Annotated in this window: 27 protein-coding genes; 20 read left to right on the top strand and 7 right to left on the bottom strand. The window is 63.4% G+C overall.

Annotated elements, in window-relative coordinates; translation table 11 throughout:
- Positions 1 to 512: 512 nt before the first annotated feature.
- The 14 genes from TNMX_RS08040 to TNMX_RS08105 all read left to right on the top strand — a co-directional run bounded on the left by TNMX_RS08040 (position 513) and on the right by TNMX_RS08105 (position 14,005).
- On the top strand, positions 513 to 1,919 hold the full coding sequence (locus tag TNMX_RS08040) for an HD-GYP domain-containing protein (protein ID WP_038031132.1): 1,407 nt from the start codon (positions 513 to 515) through the stop codon (positions 1,917 to 1,919).
- Between the two features lie 35 nt (positions 1,920 to 1,954).
- Positions 1,955 to 2,464, top strand: a complete 510-nt coding sequence (locus TNMX_RS08045) for a DUF5317 domain-containing protein (protein ID WP_038031272.1) — start codon at positions 1,955 to 1,957, stop codon at positions 2,462 to 2,464.
- A 72-nt stretch (positions 2,465 to 2,536) separates the two neighbouring features.
- The gene (locus TNMX_RS08050) at positions 2,537 to 3,541 is read left to right on the top strand and encodes a homoisocitrate dehydrogenase (RefSeq protein ID WP_038031134.1); all 1,005 of its coding nucleotides are present in this window, start codon (positions 2,537 to 2,539) and stop codon (positions 3,539 to 3,541) included.
- A gap of 191 nt (positions 3,542 to 3,732) precedes the next feature.
- The gene (gene pilM / locus TNMX_RS08055; protein WP_038031136.1) at positions 3,733 to 4,866 is read left to right on the top strand and encodes a type IV pilus assembly protein PilM; all 1,134 of its coding nucleotides are present in this window, start codon (positions 3,733 to 3,735) and stop codon (positions 4,864 to 4,866) included.
- Positions 4,859 to 5,482 carry a competence protein gene (locus TNMX_RS08060; RefSeq protein WP_038031139.1) on the top strand — a complete coding sequence of 208 codons (624 nt, stop codon included), beginning with the start codon at positions 4,859 to 4,861 and terminating at the stop codon, positions 5,480 to 5,482. The genes pilM and TNMX_RS08060 overlap by 8 nt, the downstream gene beginning before the upstream one ends.
- Positions 5,472 to 6,095, top strand: coding sequence for a type 4a pilus biogenesis protein PilO (locus TNMX_RS08065; RefSeq protein ID WP_038031142.1), 624 nt, complete (start codon positions 5,472 to 5,474; stop codon positions 6,093 to 6,095). The genes TNMX_RS08060 and TNMX_RS08065 overlap by 11 nt, the downstream gene beginning before the upstream one ends.
- Positions 6,092 to 7,054, top strand: a complete 963-nt coding sequence (locus TNMX_RS08070) for a hypothetical protein (protein WP_038031145.1) — start codon at positions 6,092 to 6,094, stop codon at positions 7,052 to 7,054. The genes TNMX_RS08065 and TNMX_RS08070 overlap by 4 nt, the downstream gene beginning before the upstream one ends.
- Before the next feature lie 11 nt (positions 7,055 to 7,065).
- Complete coding sequence (locus tag TNMX_RS08075; protein WP_371180292.1) at positions 7,066 to 9,330, top strand: secretin N-terminal domain-containing protein; 2,265 nt, start codon at positions 7,066 to 7,068, stop codon at positions 9,328 to 9,330.
- Between the two features lie 142 nt (positions 9,331 to 9,472).
- Positions 9,473 to 10,345, top strand: coding sequence for a hypothetical protein (locus TNMX_RS08080; protein WP_052037967.1), 873 nt, complete (start codon positions 9,473 to 9,475; stop codon positions 10,343 to 10,345).
- A 281-nt stretch (positions 10,346 to 10,626) separates the two neighbouring features.
- The gene (aroC, locus tag TNMX_RS08085; RefSeq protein WP_038031149.1) at positions 10,627 to 11,778 is read left to right on the top strand and encodes a chorismate synthase; all 1,152 of its coding nucleotides are present in this window, start codon (positions 10,627 to 10,629) and stop codon (positions 11,776 to 11,778) included.
- A gap of 17 nt (positions 11,779 to 11,795) precedes the next feature.
- Positions 11,796 to 12,350, top strand: a complete 555-nt coding sequence (locus tag TNMX_RS08090) for a shikimate kinase (RefSeq protein WP_028493414.1) — start codon at positions 11,796 to 11,798, stop codon at positions 12,348 to 12,350.
- A complete protein-coding gene (locus TNMX_RS08095) occupies positions 12,328 to 13,383 on the top strand; it encodes a 3-dehydroquinate synthase family protein (RefSeq protein ID WP_038031152.1) in 1,056 nt (351 codons plus the stop codon). Before TNMX_RS08090 ends, TNMX_RS08095 begins: the two co-directional genes overlap by 23 nt.
- An 11-nt stretch (positions 13,384 to 13,394) precedes the next feature.
- Entirely contained in the window at positions 13,395 to 13,622 is a 228-nt protein-coding gene (locus TNMX_RS08100; RefSeq protein WP_038031155.1) for a type II toxin-antitoxin system Phd/YefM family antitoxin, read from the top strand.
- Positions 13,610 to 14,005 (top strand): type II toxin-antitoxin system VapC family toxin, encoded by a 396-nt coding sequence (locus tag TNMX_RS08105; RefSeq protein WP_156919442.1) that lies wholly within the window; start codon positions 13,610 to 13,612, stop codon positions 14,003 to 14,005. Before TNMX_RS08100 ends, TNMX_RS08105 begins: the two co-directional genes overlap by 13 nt.
- A 5-nt stretch (positions 14,006 to 14,010) precedes the next feature.
- Here TNMX_RS08105 and rsmF read toward each other — a convergent pair whose 3' ends face one another.
- A complete protein-coding gene (rsmF, locus tag TNMX_RS08110) occupies positions 14,011 to 15,378 on the bottom strand; it encodes a 16S rRNA (cytosine(1407)-C(5))-methyltransferase RsmF (RefSeq protein WP_038031158.1) in 1,368 nt (455 codons plus the stop codon).
- Positions 15,379 to 15,435: 57 nt separating this feature from the next.
- On the opposite strand from rsmF, the gene TNMX_RS13475 reads away from it, so the two are divergent.
- Both TNMX_RS13475 and acpS read left to right on the top strand, forming a co-directional pair.
- Entirely contained in the window at positions 15,436 to 15,564 is a 129-nt protein-coding gene (locus TNMX_RS13475; protein ID WP_256378175.1) for a hypothetical protein, read from the top strand.
- On the top strand, positions 15,561 to 15,938 hold the full coding sequence (acpS, locus tag TNMX_RS08115) for a holo-ACP synthase (protein WP_038031160.1): 378 nt from the start codon (positions 15,561 to 15,563) through the stop codon (positions 15,936 to 15,938). Before TNMX_RS13475 ends, acpS begins: the two co-directional genes overlap by 4 nt.
- On the opposite strand, the gene TNMX_RS08120 is transcribed toward acpS, so the two are convergent.
- Positions 15,916 to 16,281 carry a DUF4870 domain-containing protein gene (locus TNMX_RS08120; protein WP_038031162.1) on the bottom strand — a complete coding sequence of 122 codons (366 nt, stop codon included), beginning with the start codon at positions 16,279 to 16,281 and terminating at the stop codon, positions 15,916 to 15,918. The two genes, acpS and TNMX_RS08120, sit on opposite strands and share 23 nt — an antisense overlap.
- 43 nt (positions 16,282 to 16,324) lie before the next feature.
- Entirely contained in the window at positions 16,325 to 16,897 is a 573-nt protein-coding gene (locus TNMX_RS08125) for a lysophospholipid acyltransferase family protein (RefSeq protein ID WP_156919443.1), read from the bottom strand.
- 80 nt (positions 16,898 to 16,977) lie between these two features.
- Between TNMX_RS08125 and der the strand changes: the two genes are divergently transcribed.
- Complete coding sequence (gene der, locus TNMX_RS08130; RefSeq protein ID WP_038031167.1) at positions 16,978 to 18,273, top strand: ribosome biogenesis GTPase Der; 1,296 nt, start codon at positions 16,978 to 16,980, stop codon at positions 18,271 to 18,273.
- Between the two features lie 18 nt (positions 18,274 to 18,291).
- On the opposite strand, the gene TNMX_RS08135 is transcribed toward der, so the two are convergent.
- The gene (locus TNMX_RS08135; protein WP_038031170.1) at positions 18,292 to 19,047 is read right to left on the bottom strand and encodes an NAD-dependent deacylase; all 756 of its coding nucleotides are present in this window, start codon (positions 19,045 to 19,047) and stop codon (positions 18,292 to 18,294) included.
- Between the two features lie 44 nt (positions 19,048 to 19,091).
- On the opposite strand from TNMX_RS08135, the gene TNMX_RS08140 reads away from it, so the two are divergent.
- The 3 genes from TNMX_RS08140 to TNMX_RS08150 all read left to right on the top strand — a co-directional run bounded on the left by TNMX_RS08140 (position 19,092) and on the right by TNMX_RS08150 (position 22,277).
- Complete coding sequence (locus TNMX_RS08140; RefSeq protein ID WP_038031280.1) at positions 19,092 to 20,537, top strand: bifunctional ADP-dependent NAD(P)H-hydrate dehydratase/NAD(P)H-hydrate epimerase; 1,446 nt, start codon at positions 19,092 to 19,094, stop codon at positions 20,535 to 20,537.
- 136 nt (positions 20,538 to 20,673) lie between these two features.
- On the top strand, positions 20,674 to 21,552 hold the full coding sequence (gene thrB / locus TNMX_RS08145; protein ID WP_038031172.1) for a homoserine kinase: 879 nt from the start codon (positions 20,674 to 20,676) through the stop codon (positions 21,550 to 21,552).
- Positions 21,537 to 22,277, top strand: a complete 741-nt coding sequence (locus tag TNMX_RS08150) for a DUF4388 domain-containing protein (protein WP_019550809.1) — start codon at positions 21,537 to 21,539, stop codon at positions 22,275 to 22,277. The genes thrB and TNMX_RS08150 overlap by 16 nt, the downstream gene beginning before the upstream one ends.
- An 87-nt stretch (positions 22,278 to 22,364) precedes the next feature.
- Here the strand turns inward: TNMX_RS08150 and TNMX_RS08155 are convergent, their stop codons facing one another.
- From TNMX_RS08155 to TNMX_RS08165, 3 genes are read right to left on the bottom strand one after another with little or no spacing between them, the layout of a single operon-like run.
- Positions 22,365 to 22,448, bottom strand: coding sequence for a 30S ribosomal protein THX (locus TNMX_RS08155; protein WP_008632889.1), 84 nt, complete (start codon positions 22,446 to 22,448; stop codon positions 22,365 to 22,367).
- Between the two features lie 10 nt (positions 22,449 to 22,458).
- Positions 22,459 to 22,752 (bottom strand): 30S ribosomal protein S20, encoded by a 294-nt coding sequence (rpsT, locus tag TNMX_RS08160; protein ID WP_019550810.1) that lies wholly within the window; start codon positions 22,750 to 22,752, stop codon positions 22,459 to 22,461.
- Positions 22,753 to 22,809: 57 nt separating this feature from the next.
- Positions 22,810 to 23,187, bottom strand: coding sequence for a hypothetical protein (locus tag TNMX_RS08165; RefSeq protein WP_015717956.1), 378 nt, complete (start codon positions 23,185 to 23,187; stop codon positions 22,810 to 22,812).
- Between the last annotated feature and the right edge of the window lie 13 nt (positions 23,188 to 23,200).

A 23,200-nucleotide genomic window follows, 5' to 3' on the forward strand; every position in this document is an offset into this window, starting at 1 on the left:
AGGAGGATATTGCCGGTGAATTTACGGGGTGTATTCCAAAAGATGTATTGGGCAGGCCGTGGGAGCAGGGGCTCCACGGCCTGCCTGTTTTTTTAAGGGCATTCCCCCCAACCCGGAAGGTCCCCCCTCGCTCCCCAGGGTACTACCCAGCTGGCCAGGGATGTGCTAGGCTGGGTAGTGTAAATTTGATTTTATCCAGAAAATTGTTGGTGGAGCGCCTATTTTTGCCGTGTACATACCTATTCTTTACCTCTTGACAGCGTTGAGCACTCCCCCTAAAGTGGAAGACAAGCAAACGGGGCCAACCCCCCGGGAGCTCTAAGAAAAGGAGGGATGAAGATGAAGAAGCTGATCGCTCGCGTGTTGGTGCTTCTCGGCAGCTTGATCGCGCTTGGGCTTGCGGCTGGGGCTTCTATGCACTGGGAGTGATCTTAAATTATGAAAAAGAGGCCAGCTAGGCTGGCCTCTTTTTCCCTTGTCCTGGGGAAGGGATCTGCTATACTCAGGCCACTATGGCCTTTAAACGCCCGGGGTTTCCCCCTTTGCGAGTACTCCTCTTCATTTTCTTGGTACTTCTAGGCTTCCTGGCCCTGGAGGGTTTTCTGCTTTGGGCCTACAGGGACACGCCCCTCCGCCTGAGTCCCCTGGACCTGATTTTTTGGGGCGTGCTCATGCTTTGGAGCGTACATGTTCGTGTACGCCTTCCGCTAAACGCAAGCATGAGCCAGCTTTTTGTCTTTGCTCTTGCCTTGGTCGTGATAGCGCCTCCCTGGATACCTCCCCTCTTTAGCTTTTTGTGGCAATGGAGCCGGAAAGTCTGGTATAAAGAGCTTTTCAACCGCTCCCAGGACGGTCTGGCCGCCGCCTTGGCGGCCCTGGCCTGGCAGTTTTTCCAGCAAAACCCCGTTTACATGGGGTCCTGGAACCTTTCCGCAGGGTTGGGCATTGCCGCGGCTTCTTTGGCTTTTTTTCTCGCCAACACCATCCTGGTGACCACCGTCATCCACCTAGCCGGGCATGTTCCTTGGCGGGAGGTTTGGCGCAAGAACTCCGCTTGGATTGCCGCGAGCTACCTCCTCCTCTCCCCCCTCGCCCTCCTCTTGGCCCGGGCCTACGAGACGCCCCTTCTTGGGAACTGGGGCGGGTGGACGGTGCTCCTCTTCCTCATCCCCCTCTACTACAGCCGTTACTACTGGGACGAAAAGGTACGCCTGGAGCAGGCCTTTGACACCACCCTGGAGCTTCTCATGAACGCCCTCGAGGCCAAGGACTCCATGACCCGCTTGCACTCGGAGCGGGTGGCGGAGATCGCCCGCGACCTGGCCCGGAAGGCGAAGGGAGGGGATGAGGCCTATGCCCAAGCCGTCTACCGGGCCGCCCGGCTTCACGACATCGGCAAGATCGCCATCCCCGAGCCCCTCCTCCTCAAGCCGGGAAACCTAACCCCGGCGGAGTACGGCCTCATCCAAAGCCACACCACCAAAGGGGCCGAGCTCCTCTCCCCGGCCCGGAAGGTGGCCTTTGACCCGCTCGTCTACAACGTCCTCCTCTACCACCACGAGCGCTGGGACGGCCGGGGCTACCCCAGGGGGCTCGCCGGGCACGAGATCCCCGAGGAGGCCCGCATCGTGGGCCTGGCCGATGCCTACGAGGCCATGACCGCACCCCGCCCCTACCGGGAAGCCAAGACCCCCGAGGAGGCCCTAAGGGAGATCCAGGAGCTCTCCGGCCACCAGTTTGACCCTAGGCTGGTGGAGGCTTTCACCGAACTTTGGAAAGAGAACCCTATCTGGCGCGACCGCCAGGCCTACCTGGCAGCAAAGGAGGGATCGGTATCAGCCTCTATCTCTTCGCCGCACTCTTCGGATTCGGCCTCGCCCTCGCCCTGGGAGCCCGGCTCAAGGACCTCGGAGGGATAGAGCTCAAGGCGGCCTGGGCCTTTCTCCTGGCCGCCCTGGTGGAAGGGGGCCTGGCCTATGGCACCTACCGGGGCCTGTTCCGACCCGAGTGGGCAGGCCCTCTAGCCAAGGTGTTGGTCCTCCTCCTGGTGGGGTACGGGCTTTACCGGAACCGGCACCTGAAAAGCCTTTACCTGGTCCTTCTGGGCCTTTTCCTCAACACTTTAGTCATCTTCGCCAACGGGGGCCACATGCCCGTGAGCCTGGAAACCCTGAGGAGGGCAGGCATAGAGGGCTGGGAGGAACTTTTAAGGAACAAGGGCGATGCCGTGCATACCCTCCTAGACGAATCCACCCGCCTTCCCTTCCTGGGGGATGTCATCCCCCTTCCCCCCTTGCGCAAGGCGGCGAGCCTGGGGGACCTCTTCATCCTGGCGGGGATAGCCGGGGTGGTGGTGGAAGGAGCCTTGAGGGCAGGGGGAAGGCGGCTTCCCAGGCGCCAGGCAGCCCTTAGGGTGCTGGCCTTTCTCCTGCTGGTCTTTCTTCTACTTGCCCTTCGCATTTGAGGCCGGCACCATCTAGGCCCGGTGTAGTGTATATTCCCAAGGAGGGGGCTTACCCCTAAGTCCGGAGGCAACATGGCGTATCGCATCTGCTTGATTGAGGGCGACGGCATCGGCCACGAGGTGGTCCCGGCGGCCAGGAAGGTCTTGGAGGCCACCGGGCTTCCCCTGGAGTTCGTGGAGGCCGAGGCGGGCTGGGAAACCTTTGAGCGAAGAGGGGTTTCCGTGCCCGAGGAAACCGTGGAGAAAATCCTTTCCTGCCAGGCCACCCTCTTCGGGGCTGCCACCAGCCCCACAAGAAAGGTGCCGGGCTTCTTCGGGGCCATCCGCTACCTCAGGCGCAGGCTGGACCTCTACGCCAACGTGCGCCCTGCCAAAAGCCGCCCCGTGCCGGGAAGCCGGAGCGGAGTGGACCTCATCATCGTGCGGGAGAACACCGAGGGGCTTTACGTGGAGCAGGAACGCCGCTACCTGGACGTGGCCATCGCCGATGCGGTGATCTCCAAAAAGGCCAGCGAGCGCGTTGGACGGGTAGCCCTCAAGATAGCGGAAAGCCGGTCCAGGAAAACCCTCCACATCGCCCACAAGGCCAATGTGCTCCCCGTAACCCAGGGGCTTTTCCTGGATACGGTGCGGGAGGTAGCCAGGGACTACCCCTTGGTTAATGTGCAGGACATCATCGTGGACAACTGCGCCATGCAGCTGGTCATGCGCCCCGAGCGCTTTGACGTGATCGTCACCACCAACCTCCTGGGGGACATCCTCTCCGACCTCACTGCTGGCTTGGTGGGGGGCCTGGGCCTTGCGCCTTCCGCCAACATCGGGGATACTGCGGCGGTCTTTGAGCCCGTGCACGGTTCCGCCCCCGACATCGCCGGCAAGGGCATCGCCAATCCCACCGCCGCCATCCTCTCCGCGGCCATGATGCTGGAGTACCTGGGCGAGAAGGAAGCCGCCAAAAGGGTGGAAAAGGCCGTGGACCTGGTGCTGGAAAAGGGCCCCCGCACCCCGGACCTGGGGGGAACCGCCACCACGGAAACCTTTACCAAGGCAGTGGTGGAAACGCTAAAGGCCCTTTAAGGCCTTCACCTGAGCGCCCCTCGAGGGGAGGTCCTCGAGGGGTGTAAGTTTTCCTTAAGGTACACGTGGCTAAAATCAATGAGGGAATGCTGGCGAGTTCCTCTTCCCTATTCCAGGCAGGAGCGTGTATACTGCAAGCAGGTTCGCTTATGGCTTACAGTGGCTACACCGCCCCGTGTTAAGGAGGCAACGTGTTTTCGGGTTTTAGCAAGCTATTCAAACCCCGCGTGGAGGCGCTGGGCCTGGAGATCGGCGCCGCCAACCTCAAGCTGGTGGAACTCTCCGGAAATCCTCCCGCCCTCAGGGCCCTGGCCACCCGGCCCACTCCCCCGGGAATGCTGGTGGAAGGAGTGATCGCCGAACCCCAGGCCCTGGCCCAGGAACTCAAGGAACTTCTCGCCGAAGCCCGGACCAAAAAGCGCTACGTGGTCACCGCCGTGCCCAATCCCAGCGTGATCCTGCGCACCCTTCAGGTGCCCAAGATGCCCCTCAAGGAGATGGAGGAGGCGGTTCGCTGGGAAGCGGAGCGGTACATCCCCTTCCCCATTGACGAGGTGGTCCTGGACTTCGCCCCCCTGGATCCCCTGGCCGAGGTAGCCGATGGGGAGCAGGTGGAGGTCATGGTGGGGGCCGCACGGCAGGAAGCAGTGGCCTCTTTGCTGGAAGCCCTGCGGGGAGCAGGCCTGACCCCCATCATCTTGGATGTGAAACCCTTTGCCGGGCTTTATCCCCTGGAAGCCCAGCTCAGCAGCGACCCGGAAGGGGTTTCTGTGGCCGTGGAAATCGGGGCAGAAAGCACCAGCCTGGTTCTCCTTAAGGGAGACCGTCCCTTGGCGGTGCGGATCCTCACCCTCTCCGGCAAGGACTTCACCGAAGCCATTGGGAAAAGCTTCGGCCTGGACTTCCTCACCGCCGAGGAGGTGAAGCGCACCTACGGCCTCGCCACCATCCCCACCGAGGACGAGGAGCTTCTTCTGGACTTTGACGCCGAGAGGGAACGGTACAGCCCCGCCAAAATCTACGATGCCATCCGGCCCATTCTGGTGGAACTCACCCAGGAGATCCGCCGGAGCCTGGAGTTTTTCCGGGTGCAACTGGGGGACATACAGCCGGAGGTAGGGTACCTCTACGGCGGGGGAAGCCGGCTTAGGGGCCTGTCCACCCTGCTTACCGATACCCTGGGGGTCAACTTCACCGTCCCCGACCCCTGGCAGGGCATACAGGTGGATCCCAGACGCTTTGACCTGGAAAAGATCAAGGAGATGGGACCGGAGTTCCTGGTGCCCGTGGGCCTGGCCTTACGGGGGGTGATGCCCCTTGATTAGGCTTAACCTTCTCCCCAAAAACCTGCGCCGCCGCATTGAACCGGGTTGGTGGCGCCTGGCGGCAGGGGCTTTTGCCCTGCTGACCCTTTCCCTTCTGGGCTTTCTCCACTACACCGCCTACACCGAACTTACCCTGGCCAAGCAGGAAAGGGATGCCCTGAAAGCGGAGGTGGAGGCCTTAAAACCCTTCATCGCCGAACAAAACCGCCTGGTGCAGGAGAGGAAGACCCTCGAGGCCCTCCTCGCCATCCGAGAAGGCCTCAAGAAGAACTTCGTCCCCTGGTCCGAGTATCTGGCGGCCTTTATCCGGCAAATCCCCCAGCAAGGCGGACGCCTCCCCGTGGCCCTGCGCTCCGTGGGTACCCGGGCCATTCCCGAGGACGAGGCCAACCGGATGGCTCAAGCCGGAACCTATGACGGCAAGAAGGTGCAGGTGGAGTTCACCGTGCAAGGGGAAGCCCTGAACCAGAATGCCCTGGTGAGCTTCGTGCGGGCTTTTGAAACCTCGCCCCGATTCGGCATAGAGTTCCAGGGAGCTTCCCTGGACCAGAACCGGGGGCTTTACACCTTTAGCGCCCGGGTGGGCCTGGTGGGAGGTGGGGAAAGTGCTCGCTAGACTTGGACAGCGGGAATGGGCCCTGATCGCCATCGCCCTCACCTTGGTGGTGGCCCTCCTCTGGTACTTCCTCCTCATCGTCCCCATGCGCCAGGAAACGGAAAGCGTGCGCCAGGAGATCAACACCCTTATCCCCGAACGGGATAAAGGAAGGCAAGCCCAGCGCGCCCTGCCGGAACTCCGGGCCACCATCGCCGAGCTGCAAGCCGAGCGCCAAGCCTTTCTGAGGGCGCTTCCCAAGGAGGAACGGCTTTCCCAGGTTCTGAACGAGATCCTGACCGAGGCCCTAAGGAGCGGCGTCACGGTGCGCTCCTTCACCCGCTCCCCCACCTCGGCTCCAGTACCGGAGGTGCGGGCGGTGAACTTGGCTCTTTCCCTCGAGGCGCCCTTCCCCGAAACCTATGCCTACTTGAAGCGTCTGGAAGGACTTTCCCGTTTCAGCTCCCTTTCCGGGCTCAACCTCAGCGTCCAAGGCCAGGACTTAAATCCCCTTCTTTCCACCAGCTTGACCCTTACCCTCTACATGCTGGCTAAGGACCTAGGCCAGCCTGAAGGCACTACCCAGACGCAAGGTGCTCCATCCCCGCAAACAGGCCAAGGAGGTGGTCGGTGAAAGCCCTTCTAGCGCGCCTGGCCACGGCTTGGCGCAACCTACCCCAGTCCACCAAGCTCCTCCTGGCGGGCCTTCTCCTGGTGAGCGCCGTGGCGCTTTGGTATGTGGGTTTCTACCTGCCAGCCCAGGCACCCATGGAGGTGCAACCCACCCCCGGCCAACCTCAGGTGCCCAGCCAGGGGGCAGAGGCTCCCAAGGCCATAGAAGCTCCACCCATCCCGCCCCTTGCCGAAACTGCCCCCCAAGGCCAAGCGGCGAAGCCTAGCCCCGAGGCTTCTCCTTCCCAGAAAGCCCCTAAAGCAGGCGAGCCCGTCTTGACCACAGCCTTGCCCATCCCCAAAACGCAACAAGAGGCCCCGCTTCCAAACCCCTTTGTGCCCCTGGTGGTGGAAGCTCCTCCTTCTCCCCCCGTGGCCTCCCCTGCCCCGGCACCTAGGCCCACCCCTGTACCCACAGGGGCCCCTGTCCGGGTAACCCAGGGAACACCCCTGCCCACCCCAAGCGTTCAAGCTCCACCCCGGCCTCTCCCGGGAAGCCAGGGAGCCCTGCCCGCTCCCAAGGTGCTTACCCCTGCTTTCCAGGTGGAAACCCCCAAAGCCCAGGTGGACATTCCACCTCTCCTTACCCCACCCGCTGGCCTTGTGGAGGCTCCTTTACCCAGGGAACGTCAAACCCCAGAGGGAGGAAAGACTGAACCTTCCCCTGCCACTTCCCCCAAAACCCCCTTGCAAGCCCTGGTGGAGGAGAAAGGCATCAAGCTGGCGGGTACGCTTTTGGGCCCGGTGAGCGTGGCTATCTTGGAAACCAAGGAAGGGTACCTGGTATTGCCCGTGGGCAGCCTTCTTCCAGGTAGCGAAGCAGTGCTCCGCCGCATAGAAAGCGACCGGGTGGTGCTGGCCTTGAAGGATGAAAGCTTGGAGATTACTTTAGAAAAGATGCAAGCAGGAGGTGGTCAGTGAGAACGGCACTTATGAAACTTGTGATCCCCGGCCTTTTGGCCCTGGGCATGGGGGTCCTGGCGGGAAGCCTTCCCCAGGAACCCCGCTTTGACGCCAAGGTGGACCTGAAGGTTTCTGAAAGCCAGGTGCGGGCCGGGCTCACCATGCCTCTGGATGTGGTCCTGGAAGCCCTGGCCCGGAGCGTGGGCCTTCAGCCCCTTATCTACCGGGCCTACGACGCCTCCGGCGACCCGGCCAAGGCCCAGCCTCCCTTACCCAACATCAAGCTGGACTTCCAGGGCAAACCCTTCCGGGAAGTCTGGGACCTCCTCTTCGCCACCTACGGCACTCAGTTCAACCTGGACTACCTCCTCCTGCCTCCTGACGTGGTGGTGGTGGCCCCCACCCAGGTGATCACCGCCTTGGTGGACGCCCCAAGCCGCACCGGGGCCATGGAGCGGAAGCCCTACCTGGTGGCCATCCCCGAGATCGCCTACCGGCGCACGGAAACCGACGCCCAGGGCCAGGCCCGCACCGTGGTGAACATAGATGGGGCCAAGGGCTGGGTGCAAAACGATCTCCTGCCCTTCCTTTCCCGGGAAGCCAGCGGGCTTAGCGTGAACTGGATTGTGGTAGAGGAAGGGGGCAAACTCAGGGCCCTGCTCTCTGTCCTGGCCACCCCAGAACAGCACATTCGCTTCTCGGACATTCTTCAGCGGGCTGGGATTGACTTCCGCCCCCTACCCGCCCTCACCTTACCCAAACCAAAGGTGGAGCGGAGCTATATCCTCACCCACACCACCTTCCCCGAGGTGCTTTCCTTCCTGCAAACACAGGTCCCGAACGCCCAAGTGGCCGTGGTTCCCACCGACCCCAAACGGGCCCTCATCACCGCCACCGAGGAGGACCACGCCCGCATCGCCGAACTCCTAAAGGTGGCCGATGTACCCAAGCCCACCCCCGTGGTGCGCCGGGTCTACACCTTGCAGAACCTCACCTTCCAGGAAGCCCAGCAAAGGCTTAAGCCCGTCCTGGAAAGGGAGTTGAAAGGAGCTCGCCTGGAAGGTGTCCCGGGTAACCCCAAAGCCCTTCTCCTGGAGGCTACCGAAGCCGATCAGGCCTTCTTCGCCGAGATCCTCAAGGCCGCCGATGTGCCTCCCCAGGTGGCCCCGCCCACCCAGGAGGCCACGGTGCGGAGGCTCTACCCCTTGCGCTTCGCCGATGCTGAAAAGGTGGCTCCCTTCCTGGCTCGGGAGGTGCCAGGGATTGTGGTGCAGACGGTACCCGGGCAACCGGTCCTCTCCGTGCGGGGAACGGAGAAGCAGCTTTCTGAAGTGGAGAACCTCCTGGCTCAGATCGACCGGGCTCCCGAGCAGGGGCCACCTGTCTTCCAGCGTTCCTACCAGCTCTCCAACGCCAAGGCCGCCGACCTGGCCAAGGTGCTCCAGGAAGCTTTGCAAGCCCGGCAGGCCCAGGCTCCCCAGGGCCAGGCCCAGCCCCAAGCCCCCACACGCCAGGCCACGGTGGTGGCGGACGAACGCACCAATACCCTGATCGTCACGGGCACGCAGGAGGATCTAGCCCTGGTGGAAGGCCTTATTCCCAAGCTGGACCAGGCGGTGCCCCAGGTGAACCTGAGGGTGCGCATCCAGGAGGTGCAGTCCAACTTCAGCCGAAACCTGGGCCTCAAGTGGAACACCATTGCCGGGGGAAATGTGGCGGCCAGCATCCTGGACACAGGGCTTTCCCTTATCTTTGACAGCACCCGGAGCCTGGCTGCCCTGAACATCATCGCCACCCTCGAGGCCCTCCAGCGCCAGGGCCTTTCCCGAGCCCTTAGGGATGTGAACCAAACCGTGCTCAACAACCAGACCGCCCGCCTGCAGTCCGGGGAAACCTTCCTCATCCGCCGGGTGGTGAATAACCAGGTGGAGCGGGTACCCTTCGACATCGGCATCATCGTGGAAGTAACCCCCCAGATCACCGCCGACGGGCAGATCCTCCTCAACATCAAGGCGGAGGTTTCCGGGAACGTCCAGCGCAACCCCGTGGACGGGGACGTGGACCGCTTCACCAAGCAGGTGGTAACCACCACCCTGCGGGTGCGGGATGGGCAAACCGTGGTCCTCGGGGGTCTCACCTCCCAGGAAAACAACCAGGTGCAGCAGGGAGTTCCCCTCCTCATGGACATCCCCCTGATCGGGGAACTCTTCAAGCAACGCACCCAGGAAACCACCGACCGGGAGCTTCTGGTGGTTATCACCGCCGACATCCTGAAGGAAACTGCAATCCGCTAGCGCCCTCAGCCAGCCAGGGAAGTTGGAGCCCAAAAGATTCGTGGCTTCCCTGGCTGTTTTGGTGCGAGCGAGCCAGGTCTCCTGGGATGAGGGAATAGCAAAATCGGGATTTTTGTGTTAAACAAGGAGAAGAGGTGGTAAGATGCAGGCCAAAGTCTGGCTTCTTTTCCTTCTATTCCTCATTTCTGGAAATAGCCCTGCCCTAGCTAACCGACAGCTCGGAAACCGGGCGGATGCGGATGAATGGGTGGAGCTAGCCCCTGGGATCCGTTACCAGCTGGCGGAGGGAAGAATTTCTCTAGACTACAGCCCCCCTCTTTTCACCGCTGAAGGGGCAGAGCGGTTCCTACGCTTCGCCCAGGACCAGATGGCCAAGACCACCACGGAAGAGGAAAAAAGATACTGGGAGGAGGAAATGGCTTGGGTGAAAGGGCAGCACGCTCTTTGGGACGAGGCGGAGCTCGTGGTCACCGCCTTGGAGTTCGCCATCCTAAGCCGTTTTCCCCTGCCCCTAAGCGACGCCGACCGCCAGGCCCTGCGGGCCAAGCTGAGCGAGATCGTTCAGCAAATGAAGAGGGGCGTGGACCCGCAAAGCCTCCCAGAATCAGAGCTACCCCCCCAGCTCAGGACTCCCGACGGGGGAATGGTGGTAGGCCCGGACACCTTCCCCATCCTCGTCCAAAGCCTTACGCTCCGGTCTCTCTTCCCCTCCTGCAGCTTGGCGGCCTCCGCCATGCCCACCTCGTCCTCACCGGGGGCCAAGACCTATGCCACGGCCTTCTGTAACGCAGAATTCTTCATCTGGGGGAAGGTGGAGACGCGCACCACGGCAAGAGCCGGTAACGACCAGCCCCCACCCTGCTACGACTCGGGGTGGCCTGCCTCCCAGTGCATGAGGGTGGCCTATGGCAACACTGGCTGCCACAGCACCGCTTGGGTAGGCTATTTCTACCAGCTGGGTTACCTCAAGACCTATTCTGCCAGACGATCCGCTTTCCATGGCCGTTGCCGGTAGGCCTATTCTGGACCATCTGGTAGCTTAAAGTCCAGGCTCTCCTGAACCTAAATAACCAGGGAGGAACAGCTCTAGAAGCTGGAGGACATCGTAGAAATCGCAGAAAGGGGTTATGGCTACCCATCCATGTCTCTCCTGGAAAACCGCATGGGCCTCCTGCAACAGGACTTAAAGAGAGCCCTCAACACAGCCCTCCATCGCATGGTGCTCTTCTTTACGGCCATACTGGCCCTCCTCACCTTGCTACGGCAATCGCGGAAACACTCCCCTACAATAGGCCTATGAGGTTCCTGACCGCAGGCGAATCCCATGGCCCCGAGCTTCTCGCCATCATTGAGGGCCTGCCCGCCGGCATCCCCCTCACCGAGGAGGACATCAACCCCTGGTTAGAACGGCGTCAGAAGGGCTATGGCCGGGGAAGGCGTATGGTTATAGAGACCGACCGAGTGGAGTTCCGCGCCGGTGTCAGGGCGGGGCGCACCACGGGAGCCCCGGTGGCCCTGGCCATCAAGAACGCCGACTACCGGAACTGGGTGGAGATCATGGACCCCGCCCCGGGGAACGAACCCCGAAAGAAGGCCCTCACCGCCGCCCGCCCTGGCCACGCCGACCTTTCTGGGGGCATCAAGTACGGCCACAAGGACCTAAGGGACGTGCTGGAAAGGGCCAGCGCCCGGGAGACCGCCATGCGGGTAGCGGTGGGAGCGGTGGCCTTGAAGTTCTTGAGCCTTCTTGGAGTTGAGGGAACAGGGTACGTGCCGGGTATGGCGGGGGTGTGGGCCCAGGTTCCCTTCTCCTGGGACCTGGTACCCCGCATAGAGGAAAGCCCCTTGCGCATGACCGATCCCGAGGCCGAGGCCGAGGTTATCCGCCGCATAGACCAGGCCAAGGCGGAAGGGGACACGCTAGGCGGGGTGATCGAGGCCCGCTTCCGCGGCCTGGTGCCGGGCCTGGGAAGCCACGTGCACTGGGACCGCAAGCTGGATGGCCGTCTAGCCCAGATGGCCCTTTCCATTCCCGCGGTGAAGGGGATGGAAATCGGCCCCGCCTTTGAAAACGCCATGAAGCGGGGCTCGGAGGTTCACGATCCCATCTACTGGAGCCCGGAGAAGGGGTTCTACCGCATCACCAACCGGGCGGGGGGCCTCGAGGGAGGCATGACCACCGGGGAGGAACTCATCCTCAGGGCTGCCTTGAAGCCCATCGCCACCCTGATGAAACCCCTCCCCACCGTGGACGTGGTGACCCACCAGGCCGCGGATGCCGCCAGGGAGCGCTCCGACGTCACCGCCGTGCCCGCCGCCAGCGTGATCCTCTGCGCCCTATCCGCCATCGTCCTGGCCCAGGCTTACCTGGAGAAGTTCGGCGGGGACACCATGGAGGAGATACAGGAACGGGTGGAGCGGTACAAGGCTCGGGTCCTAACCTACTAAAGGCGTAGGATGGCTCCATGACCCGCCTGGAGATTCCCCGCCCCGCCACCTTCATCAGCCTCACCGGTTTCATGGGGGTGGGGAAAAGCCGCATCGGTAGGGAGCTGGCCCGCACCCTCATGCTCCACTTCATCGACCTGGACCGCTACATAGAAAGGCGCACGGGGTTATCCATCCCCGATATCTTCCGCCACCTGGGGGAGGAAGCCTTCCGGCAGATGGAGAGAGAGGCGGTGCAGGAGCTTCTCGGCAAGGAGTACCTGGTTCTCTCCTTGGGCGGGGGTACCTTCGTGGATCCGGAAAACCGCAGGAAGCTTTTGGCCAGAGGCCCGGTGGTGGCCCTCTGGGCCAGCCCGGAAACCATCCTGGAACGAGCCACCCGCAAGCCCGGGGAAAGGCCCCTTTTGCAGGTGGAAAATCCTCTGGAGAGGATAAGGACCCTCCTCGAGGCCCGCACCCCCATCTACCGGGAGGCCCACGTGCACGTTTCCACCGACAACCGGAAGGTGGAGGAGGTGGTGGAGGAGATCGTGGAGAAGCTATGGAGCTATGCGAAGGCTCATCGTCCGTAAACCCGTTTCCTACCCCATACTGATTGGGGAAGGCGCGCTCGAGGAGGTCCGGACCCCCGAAGGTCCTTCGGCCCTTCTTTACGACCGGCGGGTGGAAGGCTTTGCCCTGAAGCTGGCAGAACGCCTCGGGGTCCAACACCAGCTAGGTCTGGAAGGGGGCGAGGGAGCCAAGACCCTGGCCGTCTACGGCCAAGTCCTCTCCTTCCTGGCGGAGAAGGGCCTACCCCGGAACACCACCTTGCTGGTAGTGGGGGGAGGGACCCTCACCGACCTGGGGGGGTTTGTGGCCGCCACCTACCTCCGGGGAATCCCCTACCTCTCCTTCCCCACCACCACCCTCAGCGTGGTGGACGCCAGCGTGGGGGGCAAGACTGGCATCAACCTTCCTGAGGGGAAAAACCTGGTGGGAGCCTTCCACTTTCCCCAAGGAGTGTATGCGGAGCTCGAGGCCCTCAAAACCCTCCCCCCCTTCACCTTCAAAGAGGGCCTGGTGGAAGCCTTCAAGCACGGGATCATCTCCGGGGAGGAAGGGCTTTTAGAGGTGGAGGACCTCACGCCGGAAAGCCCCCGCCTCGAAGCCTACCTGGCCCAGGCGGTGGCGGTGAAGGTGAGGATCACCGAGCAGGACCCCACGGAAAAGGGGGAAAGGAGGCTATTAAACCTGGGCCACACCCTGGGGCACGCCCTGGAGGCCTACACCCACCACGCCCTGCCCCACGGAGCAGCGGTGGCCTACGGCCTCCTCTACGCTGCCCTTCTCGGCAAACTCCTGGGAGGGGAGGACCTCACCCCCCTGGTCCTCCGCCTCCTGAGGTGGCTTTCTCCCCCTCCCCTCCCCCGGGTTTCCTGGGAGGACCTCCTTCCCTACCTCCTCAGGGACAAAAAGAAGGTTTCCGAAAGCCTCCACTGGGTGGTGCCTCTGGGCCTGGGAAACCTCACGGTGAAGCCCCTTCCGGAAGCAACTCTAAGGGAGGCCTTCGGCCTTTGGCGGGAGGTCCTCGAAGGGCTTGCTTCTTTTGACCAGAAATGTTAGTCTAAATCATCATGCGCAGGGTAAGTGTACATGAGGCTAAGGCCAAGCTCTCCGAACTCCTCGAGGCGGCACACCGGGGAGAGGAGATCGTCATCACCCGTTACGGCCGCCCCTTGGCCCGCCTGAGCCCCTGGGAGGAAGGGGTACGACTAGGCACCTTGCGGCGTCTGGGCCCTGTGGATTGGGAAGCCTTCCATGCCCCCTTGCCAGAGGAGGAGCTCACGGCATGGGAGGGCTGAGGCTCCTCCTGGACACCCACACCCTCCTCTACGCTTTGGTAGAACCAGAGCGCCTTTCCCCTCACGCCAGGAGCCTGCTGGAAGATCCGCAGAACACCCGCCTGGTAAGCGCGGCTTCCCTATGGGAAATAGCCATCAAATCCCGGCTAGGCCGGTTTCCCCAGGGCGAGGCCGTACTATCCGCCTATCCCGGTTGGCTGGAACCCCTGAAAGCCCAGGAGCTCCCCATAAAGGGTCCTCACGCCCTCCTAGCCCCTTCCCTACCCGGAAACCACCGGGACCCCTTTGACCGCATGCTGGTAGCCCAAAGCCTCTTGGAAAGGGTACTCCTTATATCCCATGACGAAGCCCTGAAGAGCCTGGGTGCGGCCATCGTATGGTGAGAGGCCTAAAGCCCCACCCCCACAGGCCGGAGCACCCCGGCCTTGGCCTTGCCGAAATCCAAGGGAAACTCCCCTACCTCCGTCCTTAGGACCAGAAGGGCTAGCGGAAGGTCCTCCCCTTCCCACGCCACGCCTGCCCCCGTGGCCAGGGCCAAGGCCCGGGGGTCTTCCGGGGGGAAGGCCACCCGGGGAAGACGGGGCCAGGGAAGGGTGGCCCCAAAGGCCAGGGCGAGGGCCTTGGCCGGGCGGAAGCGTCCCTTCTGCACCAGACCCAGGTAAAGCCCGGGAGCCGGGGCCTTAAGGCCAGCCAGGGAGGGAAGCTCCTCCGGAACCAGGTAAAGGTGGCCTGAGCGTTCCCAGATGGGGCCTTCCAGGTCCAAGCCCGCTTCCCCCAGAAAGTTCGCAAGGGCCTTCCGGGCCTCCTGGCTCAAGGGGGGAATGCGCTCCTTTGGTGGCGTGCCCCAGCTACCCCCCTCCTTGCGGAAGCGGGCCAGGAAGTGCCCCTCCCCCTCGAGGCGGTGAGGCCAGAGGCGGGCGGTCTTCCTGAGCTCGGGGTTTCCGTCCCCCCACTCCGGCACCCCGGGAGCAAACAGGGGATGGTAGCGGGCATCCTCCAGGTGGAACTCCGGATGCTCCCGTAGGAAGTGAGCCACCACCCCCTCGTTCTCCTCCGGGGCGAAGGTACAGGTGGAGTAGACCAAAACCCCTCCCGGCCCCAAAAGCCTTGCCGCCTGGGAGAGAAGCCCCTTTTGCACCTCGGAAGCCCGCCTGGGGGCCCCAGGACCCCAGTGGCGGATGACCTCGGTGTCCTTGCGGAACATTCCCTCCCCGGAGCAGGGAGCGTCCAGGAGAACCCGGTGAAAGTACGGGCCAAAGGCCTCCGCAAGGGATCGGGGCGGGGCCTGCACCACGGCCAGCCTACTCCCCCAGCGCTCCACGTTTTCCAAAAGACCCCGGATCCTCTTACCGTCCACCTCATTGGCCAAAAGAAGGCCCCTTCCCCCCATGCGGGCCAGAAGGTGGGTGGTCTTCCCCCCGGGGGCCGCCGCCAGATCCAAAACCCGCTCTCCAGGTTGAGGGTCCAATAGCACCCCCACCGCCTGGGCGCTTGGCTCCTGGATGTAGTAAAGCCCGGCGTAGAAGAAGGGATGGGGCCCCGGCCGGACCTCCTTTGGGTAGTAGAACCCTTCCGGGCACCACGGGATGGGCCTCAAGGGCCAGGGGGCGATCCTTGTAAAGTCTTCCGGCGTTATCTTCAGGGTGTTCACCCTAAGGCCATAGCTCCTTTCCCCTTCCGTAAGGGACCTGAGGAAAAGGGAAAACTCCTCCCCCAAAAGCTCCGCCATGCGGGAGAGGAAGGCCTTGGGCAACACCCGAGTACCCTAGCACGAAAAAACCTCTGGCTCAAGGAGCCGGGCTAAAATGGCCCTATGGCTCCTGTGGCGGAAAGGCCTGCCCCCGGGGCCTACCTGACCCTCAAGGGAAAGAAGTCCCTGGGGTACCGGGAAGGCCAGCTCCTGGCCCTGGCGGGGGACAATCAGGAACCTCACCTCCCATGATTCAAGCCATCGGAACCGATTTGGTGGAAATCGACCGGGTGCGAAAGCTCCTCAAAAAGCACGGGGGAAGAGCCCTAAAAAGGCTTTTCACCGAGGAGGAGTTAACCTACGCCCTCCGCCACCAGGACCCTGCCCCAAGCCTTGCCGCCCGGATCGCCGCCAAGGAAGCCTTCCAGAAATGCTGGCCCGAAAGCCTTTCCTGGAAGGAAGTCTGGGTGGGGATGGAGGGGAGGAAACCAGTCTTGCGCTTTGCCTCAAAGGTAAGGGCCCGCCTCGAGGCGGAAGGCCTTTTCGCCCACCTCTCCTTAAGCCACGAGAAAAGCCACGCCCTGGCGGTGGTGATCCTGGAAGCTAGGGCACCAGGCGCAGGATAAGGACATAGGCATAGGTCCCTCCCCTGCCGGCTGCCAGGGCTCCCTGGATCATGTTCCAAAGGACCAGAACCACCAGGGCAAACGCCAAGGGAACCGCCACCACCAACCCCACCACGGTCATCGCTAGCAGAAGGAGGGCCAAGCCGTAGAGGGTGTAGCTGATCTGGCCGTTTAGGGACTCCTTGGCGTGGGCCTGGACGAAGGCGCTTTTCGGACCCCAAAGCAGGATGGCCAAGGGCAAGAGGATCTGGCCTATAAGGATGAAGTACCCCACCAGGGGAGCCAGGTGAACCACCGCCGCCCAGGTCCGGTCCGCATCCGTCAAAGGGGTGGGTTGTTCCATAAAGCAAGTTTATCAAGAAGATGGGCCAGAGGCTAGCTTCTGCCTAAGCCACCTCCTCCACTTCCTCGCGGATGCGGATGGGGCCCTGCCTCTCGGGCCTCAAACCCACCTTGTCCTGGTAAAAGGCCCGGATGACCTCAAAATCCTGCTTGAGGTTTCCGGAAGGCCAGAGGTAGCCCCCGATCCCCACCTCCTTTTTCCGGAAGTCCACGTAGCCAAGGGCAATGGGCACCCCAGCCTTCAGGGCCATGTAGTAAAAGCCGCTCCGCCAGTAGGGTGCCTTCCCCCGGGTGCCCTCCGGGGTGATGAGGATGGCCATCTCCTCCTCCCGCTGGAAAACCTCCGCCACGCTGTCCACCAGGTTGTTCCGGCGGGAGCGGTCCACGGGAATACCCCCAAGAAGCTTTAAGAGCCAGCCCAAGGGGGGCCGGAAAAGCTCCTTCTTCCCCAACCACCGGGCCCGAATCCCCAATGCCCATAGGGCCAGGAGGCCCACCGGGAAATCCCAGTTGGAGGTGTGGGGGGCACCGATCAGCACATACTTCCGGCTGGGAGGAGGCGGCATATGGTACCGCCAGCCGAGGCTTCGCAAAACCAGGCCTGCCAGTTTCTGCATACCCTGAAAGTATACCCCGTGTGGTAGACTGGTCAAAGGCGGGGTGGGGGCTTCCCCCACCCCAGTTTGCTGGGGTGAGGATGCATAAGGTAGTCATCGTAGGCCGACCCAACGTGGGCAAGTCCAGCCTCTTCAACCGCCTCCTGGGCAAAAGGAGTGCGGTGGTGGCCGATGTTCCCGGGGTTACCCGCGACCTCAAGGAAGGCGTGGTGGAAACCGAGAAGGGCCGCTTCCTCCTGGTGGACACCGGGGGGCTTTGGTCGGGGGACCGCTGGGAAAAGAAGATCCAGGAGAAAGTGGACCAGGCGTTGGAAGACGCCGAAGTGGTCCTCTTTGCCGTGGACGGCCGCTCAGAGCTCACCCAGGCGGACTATGAGGTGGCGGAATACCTGCGGAAGAAGGGTAAGCCCGTGATCCTGGTGGCCACCAAGGTGGACGACCCCAAGCACGAGCACTACCTGGGCTCCCTCTACGCCCTGGGTTTCGGCGATCCCATCCCCACCTCCAGCGAGCATGCAAGGGGCCTCGAGGAACTCCTGGAAGCCATCTGGGAAAAGCTTCCTGTTCGGCACATCGAGTCGGAGCCGGAAGTGGCGGGCATCAAGCTCGCCATCGTGGGCCGACCCAATGCCGGAAAGAGCAGCCTCCTGAACGCCATCCTGGGGGAGGAACGGGTCATCGTGTCGGAGGAGCCCGGCACCACCCGGGACGCCATCGACGTGCACTTCACCTTCCGCGGCCAGCCCTTCGTCCTGGTGGACACCGCCGGCATCCGCAAGCGCCCGGAAAGCCTGGTGGAGGAGCTGGCCATCAGGCGGAGCCTTAAAGCGATAGAGGAAGCCGACGTGGTTCTTCTGGTCGTAGACCCGTTCCAGGTGGGGGACCGGGAGCTCAAGCTGGCCAACCACGCCCTGGAAGCGGGCAAGCCCGTGCTCCTGGTCATCACCAAGTGGGACCTGGTAAGGAAGGAGGAGGCCCCCAAGGTGCGCCGGGAGCTCAAGGAAAAGCTTGCGCACCTGGAGCATCTTCCCCGGGTCTACACCTCGGCCTTCACCAAGCAGAACCTGGATAAGATCTTCAGCGAGGCGGTGCGCCTATTCGAGCTCAACCACACCCGCATCCCCACCGCCGAGCTCAACCGCTGGCTTTCCGTCTGGACGGCGAAGGTGCAGCTTCCCAACTTCAAGGGAAAACCCTTGAAGATCTTCTACGCCACCCAGCCCGAGGTGGCCCCACCCACCTTCGTCTTCTTCGTAAACCACCCGGAGTTCGTGACCCGGGCCTTTGAGAACTACCTGAAAAACCGTATCGGTGAGGACCTGGGTCTTAAGGAAGTGCCCTTCCGCCTGGTCTTCCGCGGACGTCGGGAGGCGTGATACCCCGGGGCAGGGAGGTCAGGGAGAAGCGGCAGGATTCGGACCCTCCTCGTCCAAAAGGGCCTGCAAGCCCTCCACGGCCCCCATCCGCAAGGAAAGGTGGGACAAGGGGGTAAGGGGGGTGGACTCGGGGTTCACCTCTATCAAGTAGGCCCCGCCCACATAGGCAATGCGTCCCAAGGAAGCCGCAGGCTCCACCTCAGCACTGGTGCCCACCACCAGGGCAACATCCGCCTCGGCAAAGGCTTTTTCCGCCTTCTCCCACGCTCCCTCGGGCAAAAGCTCCCCAAACCAGACCACATCGGGCCGGGCCCTATGTCCACACAGGGGGCAGAAGGGTGGAGGGGTGAAAGGGTCGGGGAGCAAGAACCGGTGCCCGCAAGCCTCACAGCGGGCTCGGAGGATGTTGCCGTGGAGCTCCACCAGGTTCCGGCTTCCCGCCAAGGCGTGGAGGCCGTCCACGTTCTGGGTCACCAGGAGGAACGCCCCCCCTCGCCCAAGCACCTCCTCTTCCAGCCGCACCAGGGCCAGATGGGCGGGGTTGGGCTTGGCTTCCCGCACCCTGGCGATGCGCCAGGCATACCATTCCCAGACTCTTTCCGGGTTCCTGGCATACGCTTCCGGGGTGGCATAGTCCAGAGGGTTAAACTCCTTCCAAAGCCCCTCGGCATCGCGGAAGGTGGGAATTCCCGAGGGCTTGGAAATGCCCGCCCCCGTCAGGACCGCCACCCGCCTGGCTTCCTTCAGCCTTGACCGGGCCTCCTCTAAACCCATAAGCCCATGCTACCAGGAGTATTCTGGGGTTCATGACCACCTCCCTGCGGCTCTTCACCCCCGAGGCCATGCGGGAAGCCGATCAGAAGGCGGTGGAAGTGGGCTACCCCTCCCTTCTCCTCATGGAATGGGCGGGGATGAAGGCAGCACGGGTCTACCAGGAGCTTTTCGGCCACCGCCCCGCCGTGGTTCTCGCCGGCAAGGGGAATAACGGCGGGGACGGGCTGGTGTTGGCCCGGCACCTCCACCTGGCCGGGGTGCCGGTACGGGTCTTTGCCGCCGAAGGCCAGGGCGGGGATGCCCTTTTGGCCCGGAGGGCCCTCGAGGCCCACGGCCTGGAGATCCGCCCCCTGGAGGAAGCCATCTGGAACCGGGAAGAAGTGCTGGTGGATGCCCTCTTCGGCACCGGGTTGAAAGGCCCTTTAGAGGGTTTCCATGCAGGTTTGGTGGAACGGATGAACGCCTCCGGGCTTCCCATTTTGGCCCTGGACCTGCCCTCGGGGCTTCCCTACTCCCCCCACGTGCAGGCCACCGCCACCGTGGCCTTTGCTGCTTTTAAGACGCCCCACTTCCTCCACCGGGAAGCCTGCGGAAAGCTCTTCCTGGCGGACATCGGCCTGCCCAAAGTCCTCGTGGAGCGGGAGGACCTTCCCGAGATCGCCACGCCGGAAGGACTTCTCCCCCTCCTGCCCAAGCGGCCCCTCACGGCCCACAAGGGAAGCGTGGGCCGGGTGGGGGTCTTGGGAGGCTATCGGGGGGAGGGGCTTCGCTACGCCGGGGCCCCGGTGCTTTCCGCTCTGGGAGCCTACCGCATGGGGGCGGGGTTGGTGCACCTGGTGGCTCCTGAAGGCACTCCCTTGGAGCCCCTCGAGGCGGTCTTCCACCCCGTCCAGGCTCCTGCCTTGCCGTCCATGCGGGTAGAGGCCCTGGCGGTGGGGATGGGAGGAGGGCCTTGGGGCCGGGAATGGGCCCTAAAAGCCCTGGAAGCCCGGCTTCCCACGGTGCTGGACGCCGATGCCCTGCACCTGGAGGTCCTCGAGGCCTACCGCAAGGCGGGTGTACCCACCGTCCTCACTCCCCATGCGGGAGAAGCGGGAAGGCTTTTGGGGATGCCCCCAGAAGAGGTTGCCAGGGATCCCCTGCAGGCCGCCCGGACCCTGGCGGAACGCACGGGGCTCACCGTGGTCCTCAAAGGGAACCCCACCGTGGTGGCCCAGGGAAGCCGCCTTTCCGTGAACCCTACCGGCAACCCCGCCCTGGCCACCGGAGGAACGGGGGATGTGCTCTCCGGGGCCATCGCTGCCCTTTTGGCGGCGGGCCTTTCCCCCTTTGACGCCGCCCGGCTCGGGGTCTACCTCCACGGCCTGGCAGGGGACCTTTTAGCCCAGGAAAAAGACGTGGGCCTCCTGGCCAGGGAGGTAGCGGAGGCCCTGCCCAAGGCGCGGAAGGTGCTTTCCGAAAGCTCCATCCCCCCGTGGCGCACGGTCTAACCCCCAAAGATCCCGCATCCTTCCCTACTCCTTGAGAGGGCAGGCCCTGAAGGCCATGAGAACGGGCTAACCCATCTCCCCTTCCCGCCCGATCCAACAGGAACCCCCTGGTATGCTGATGTGAGGTTTGGCGCTTATGCAATCCTTTCCGCGCCTCTACGTCCCCGCCACCCTGGCCAACCTGGGCTCGGGGTTTGACGCTTTGGGGGTGGCCTTGGACCTCTACCTGGAGGTGGAGGCCGTGCCCGCCCGAGAGGACACCTTTCTCTACCAAGGGGAGGGCCAGGTGGAGGGCAAGGACAACCTGATCCACCAGGGTTACCGGGCAGGGATGCGGGCTTTAGGCCTACATCCTGAACCCCTTCTCATCCGGGCCTTCAACCCCATCCCCCTGGCCAGGGGAATGGGAAGTTCCTCCGCCGCGCTGGTAGCCGGGGTAGCCCTGGCGGACCAGTACTCGGGGGGAAGGCTGGGGCGGGAAGGAGTTTTCCAGGTGGCCGCTAGCTTGGAGGGCCACCCCGACAATGTGGCTCCGGCAGTTTACGGGGGGTTCGTGGCCGCCCTGGCCGATCCCCCCCTGGCCATCCCCCTTCCCAGGCCCCAGGGGGTCTACTTTGTCCTGGCCATACCCCCTTACGAAGTGCCCACCCCCCTGGCCCGGGCGGCCTTGCCCGAGAAGGTTCCCTTAAAGGATGCGGTGTTCAACCTGGCCCGCAGTGCCCTTTGGCCTGCTGCCCTCTACTCAGGAAGGCTCGAGGCTCTACGGGAAGCCTGCCGGGACCGCCTCCACCAGCCCCACCGGGCCCACCTGATGCCCGGGGTCCTGGAAGCCATTGAAGCCGCCTTGAAAGCCGGGGCCTTGGCGGCCTTCGTGGGCGGGGCCGGACCCACCTTGGCCGCCTTGGTCCGGGAAGAGGATATAGAAAAAGTAGCTGGGGCCCTCGAGGCCCACCGGGGAGAAGGGCGTACCTTGGTCTTGCGGATAGGGGAGGGATTCTTTTGGAAGGAAACCTGAAGGCTATCCCTCTGGTGGAGCTTCTGGAGCTTATTCACGGCCATCGGCGCTCGGGAATCCTGGAGCTTTCCGTAGGCCCCCTGCCCCTCTCCTTGCGGTTTTCCGGAGGGGAGGTGGTGGGAGCTGCCATCCTGGATTGGGAGGGCCTCGAGGCCCTCTTCACCTTCCCCCTGCACCCAGGGGAAGGAGCCTTCCGCTTTAGCGTGGGCCCGGCTATCCCGGACCCCCCCCTGATGCCCTTCTCCGCCCTTCTCGGGGAATGGGCCCGGGTAAACGACGAGTGGGACCGGTTCCGTACCCTGGTGGACTCTCCCAGCCGGGTCCTCGAGGCCATCCGCCCCCAACCTCCCTACGAGGTATTCCAGGGTGGGAAGAGCGTGCGGGCCGCCGCCAAAGCCTGGGGTGTTCCCCTCCTCATCGCCATGGAAAGGGCCTATATGGGAGTGCGGGAAGGCGACCTCTACCCCCTCCGCCGCTACGCCTGGTATGCCCTGCGCATCAAATACCAGGGAAGAAAGGGCAAGACCCTGGAGGAGTTCGAGTCAATCCAGGCCCTCCTGGACGGCACCCGCAACCTGGGGGAGGTAATCGCCTCGGGGGTGCCCGTGAGCCTGGTGCGCCGCTACCTGGTGCAGGCCCTGGCCTCGGGGGAGCTTACCCCCCCGGGCCGGGGCTGGCTCCTCAGGGACCTCACCTGGGAGATGGAAAAAGAAGAGGGAGCCTAGCGTGCTTCCCCAAAGGGGAACACCTCGCGTGCTTCCCCAAAGGGGAACACCTCGAGGAAACCCCCAAGGCCCAGGTTTAGTGGAGGATTACTTCTTCTTGCGCGGGCGGTACTTGCCGTAGGTGCCCCGCCAGATCTTACCCCTACGGGTGCGACGGTCGCCTTTGCCCATCCCCGTCCTCCTAGGCGCTCACCGCAGAGAGGTACTTCTGCACCTTGCGCATCAGCCGGGACTTCTTCCGGGAAGCGGCATTCTTATGCAAGGTGGACCCCTTGGCCGCCTTATCGATAAGGCTCTGCGCCATGCGCATGATCTTCAAGGCTTCCTCGGCCTTGCCCTCCTGGGCCAGAAGCACGGCCTTCTTGCTCAGGGTCTTGATGGCCGACTTCTTGGCCTTGTTGCGAAGCCTACGCTTCAAGGACTGCCGGTGCCGCTTCAGAGCGGAAAGGTTCTTCTTGGGCTTCTTCTCTGCCATCGTTTTCCCCTCGTGCCCCCCAGGGGCAGACCAGGCCTAAGTGTAGCATACCCCGCCTCAAGGGGCAAACTTGGTGGTGACCCAGTCGTAGCGCACCCGGCCCTTGGCTCCTTGAAGCTGGAAGCGGAGGAGGTACTCCCCGGGGCTTGCGGGAAACCGCGCCTCCTCCTGGAAGCTCCCCGAGTAGACCCTTTCCCCCACCACACGCCCGTCCCGGAGAAGGGCCACGGAAAGCCGCCCCTCCTCGAGGTCCCCGGACACCTTGACCTTCACCGCATCGTAAAGGCCGCTCACCCGGATGGGGTACTGGGCCTCCCCGGTGTACTTCCAGTAGAAGACCGGCAGGAAAGGAGGGTAGCCCACGGCCAGGCCATACCGCTCCGCATACCAGTAAAGGCCAAGGGCCAGCAGGGCCAAAAGGAGCAGGGTCCGCATTGCCTTAAGTATA

Origin of the sequence: Thermus sp. NMX2.A1 (genome assembly GCF_000511705.1) — a bacterium.
GTDB classification, from domain to species: domain Bacteria; phylum Deinococcota; class Deinococci; order Deinococcales; family Thermaceae; genus Thermus; species Thermus scotoductus.

Coding starts and splice junctions, on each gene's coding strand:
- TNMX_RS08100 (WP_038031155.1), top strand. CDS start 13,395: ATGCGCAGGGTAAGTGTACATGAGGCTAAGGCCAAGCTCTCCGAACTC.
- TNMX_RS08080 (WP_052037967.1), top strand. CDS start 9,473: ATGCAGGCCAAAGTCTGGCTTCTTTTCCTTCTATTCCTCATTTCTGGA.
- TNMX_RS08075 (WP_371180292.1), top strand. CDS start 7,066: ATGAAACTTGTGATCCCCGGCCTTTTGGCCCTGGGCATGGGGGTCCTG.
- aroC (WP_038031149.1), top strand. CDS start 10,627: ATGAGGTTCCTGACCGCAGGCGAATCCCATGGCCCCGAGCTTCTCGCC.
- TNMX_RS08120 (WP_038031162.1), bottom strand. CDS start 16,281: ATGGAACAACCCACCCCTTTGACGGATGCGGACCGGACCTGGGCGGCG.
- TNMX_RS08040 (WP_038031132.1), top strand. CDS start 513: ATGGCCTTTAAACGCCCGGGGTTTCCCCCTTTGCGAGTACTCCTCTTC.
- TNMX_RS08090 (WP_028493414.1), top strand. CDS start 11,796: ATGACCCGCCTGGAGATTCCCCGCCCCGCCACCTTCATCAGCCTCACC.
- TNMX_RS08105 (WP_156919442.1), top strand. CDS start 13,610: ATGGGAGGGCTGAGGCTCCTCCTGGACACCCACACCCTCCTCTACGCT.
- TNMX_RS08125 (WP_156919443.1), bottom strand. CDS start 16,897: ATGCAGAAACTGGCAGGCCTGGTTTTGCGAAGCCTCGGCTGGCGGTAC.
- TNMX_RS08050 (WP_038031134.1), top strand. CDS start 2,537: ATGGCGTATCGCATCTGCTTGATTGAGGGCGACGGCATCGGCCACGAG.
- der (WP_038031167.1), top strand. CDS start 16,978: ATGCATAAGGTAGTCATCGTAGGCCGACCCAACGTGGGCAAGTCCAGC.
- TNMX_RS08165 (WP_015717956.1), bottom strand. CDS start 23,187: ATGCGGACCCTGCTCCTTTTGGCCCTGCTGGCCCTTGGCCTTTACTGG.
- TNMX_RS08155 (WP_008632889.1), bottom strand. CDS start 22,448: ATGGGCAAAGGCGACCGTCGCACCCGTAGGGGTAAGATCTGGCGGGGC.
- TNMX_RS08095 (WP_038031152.1), top strand. CDS start 12,328: ATGCGAAGGCTCATCGTCCGTAAACCCGTTTCCTACCCCATACTGATT.
- TNMX_RS08135 (WP_038031170.1), bottom strand. CDS start 19,047: ATGGGTTTAGAGGAGGCCCGGTCAAGGCTGAAGGAAGCCAGGCGGGTG.
- rpsT (WP_019550810.1), bottom strand. CDS start 22,752: ATGGCAGAGAAGAAGCCCAAGAAGAACCTTTCCGCTCTGAAGCGGCAC.
- acpS (WP_038031160.1), top strand. CDS start 15,561: ATGATTCAAGCCATCGGAACCGATTTGGTGGAAATCGACCGGGTGCGA.
- thrB (WP_038031172.1), top strand. CDS start 20,674: ATGCAATCCTTTCCGCGCCTCTACGTCCCCGCCACCCTGGCCAACCTG.
- TNMX_RS13475 (WP_256378175.1), top strand. CDS start 15,436: ATGGCTCCTGTGGCGGAAAGGCCTGCCCCCGGGGCCTACCTGACCCTC.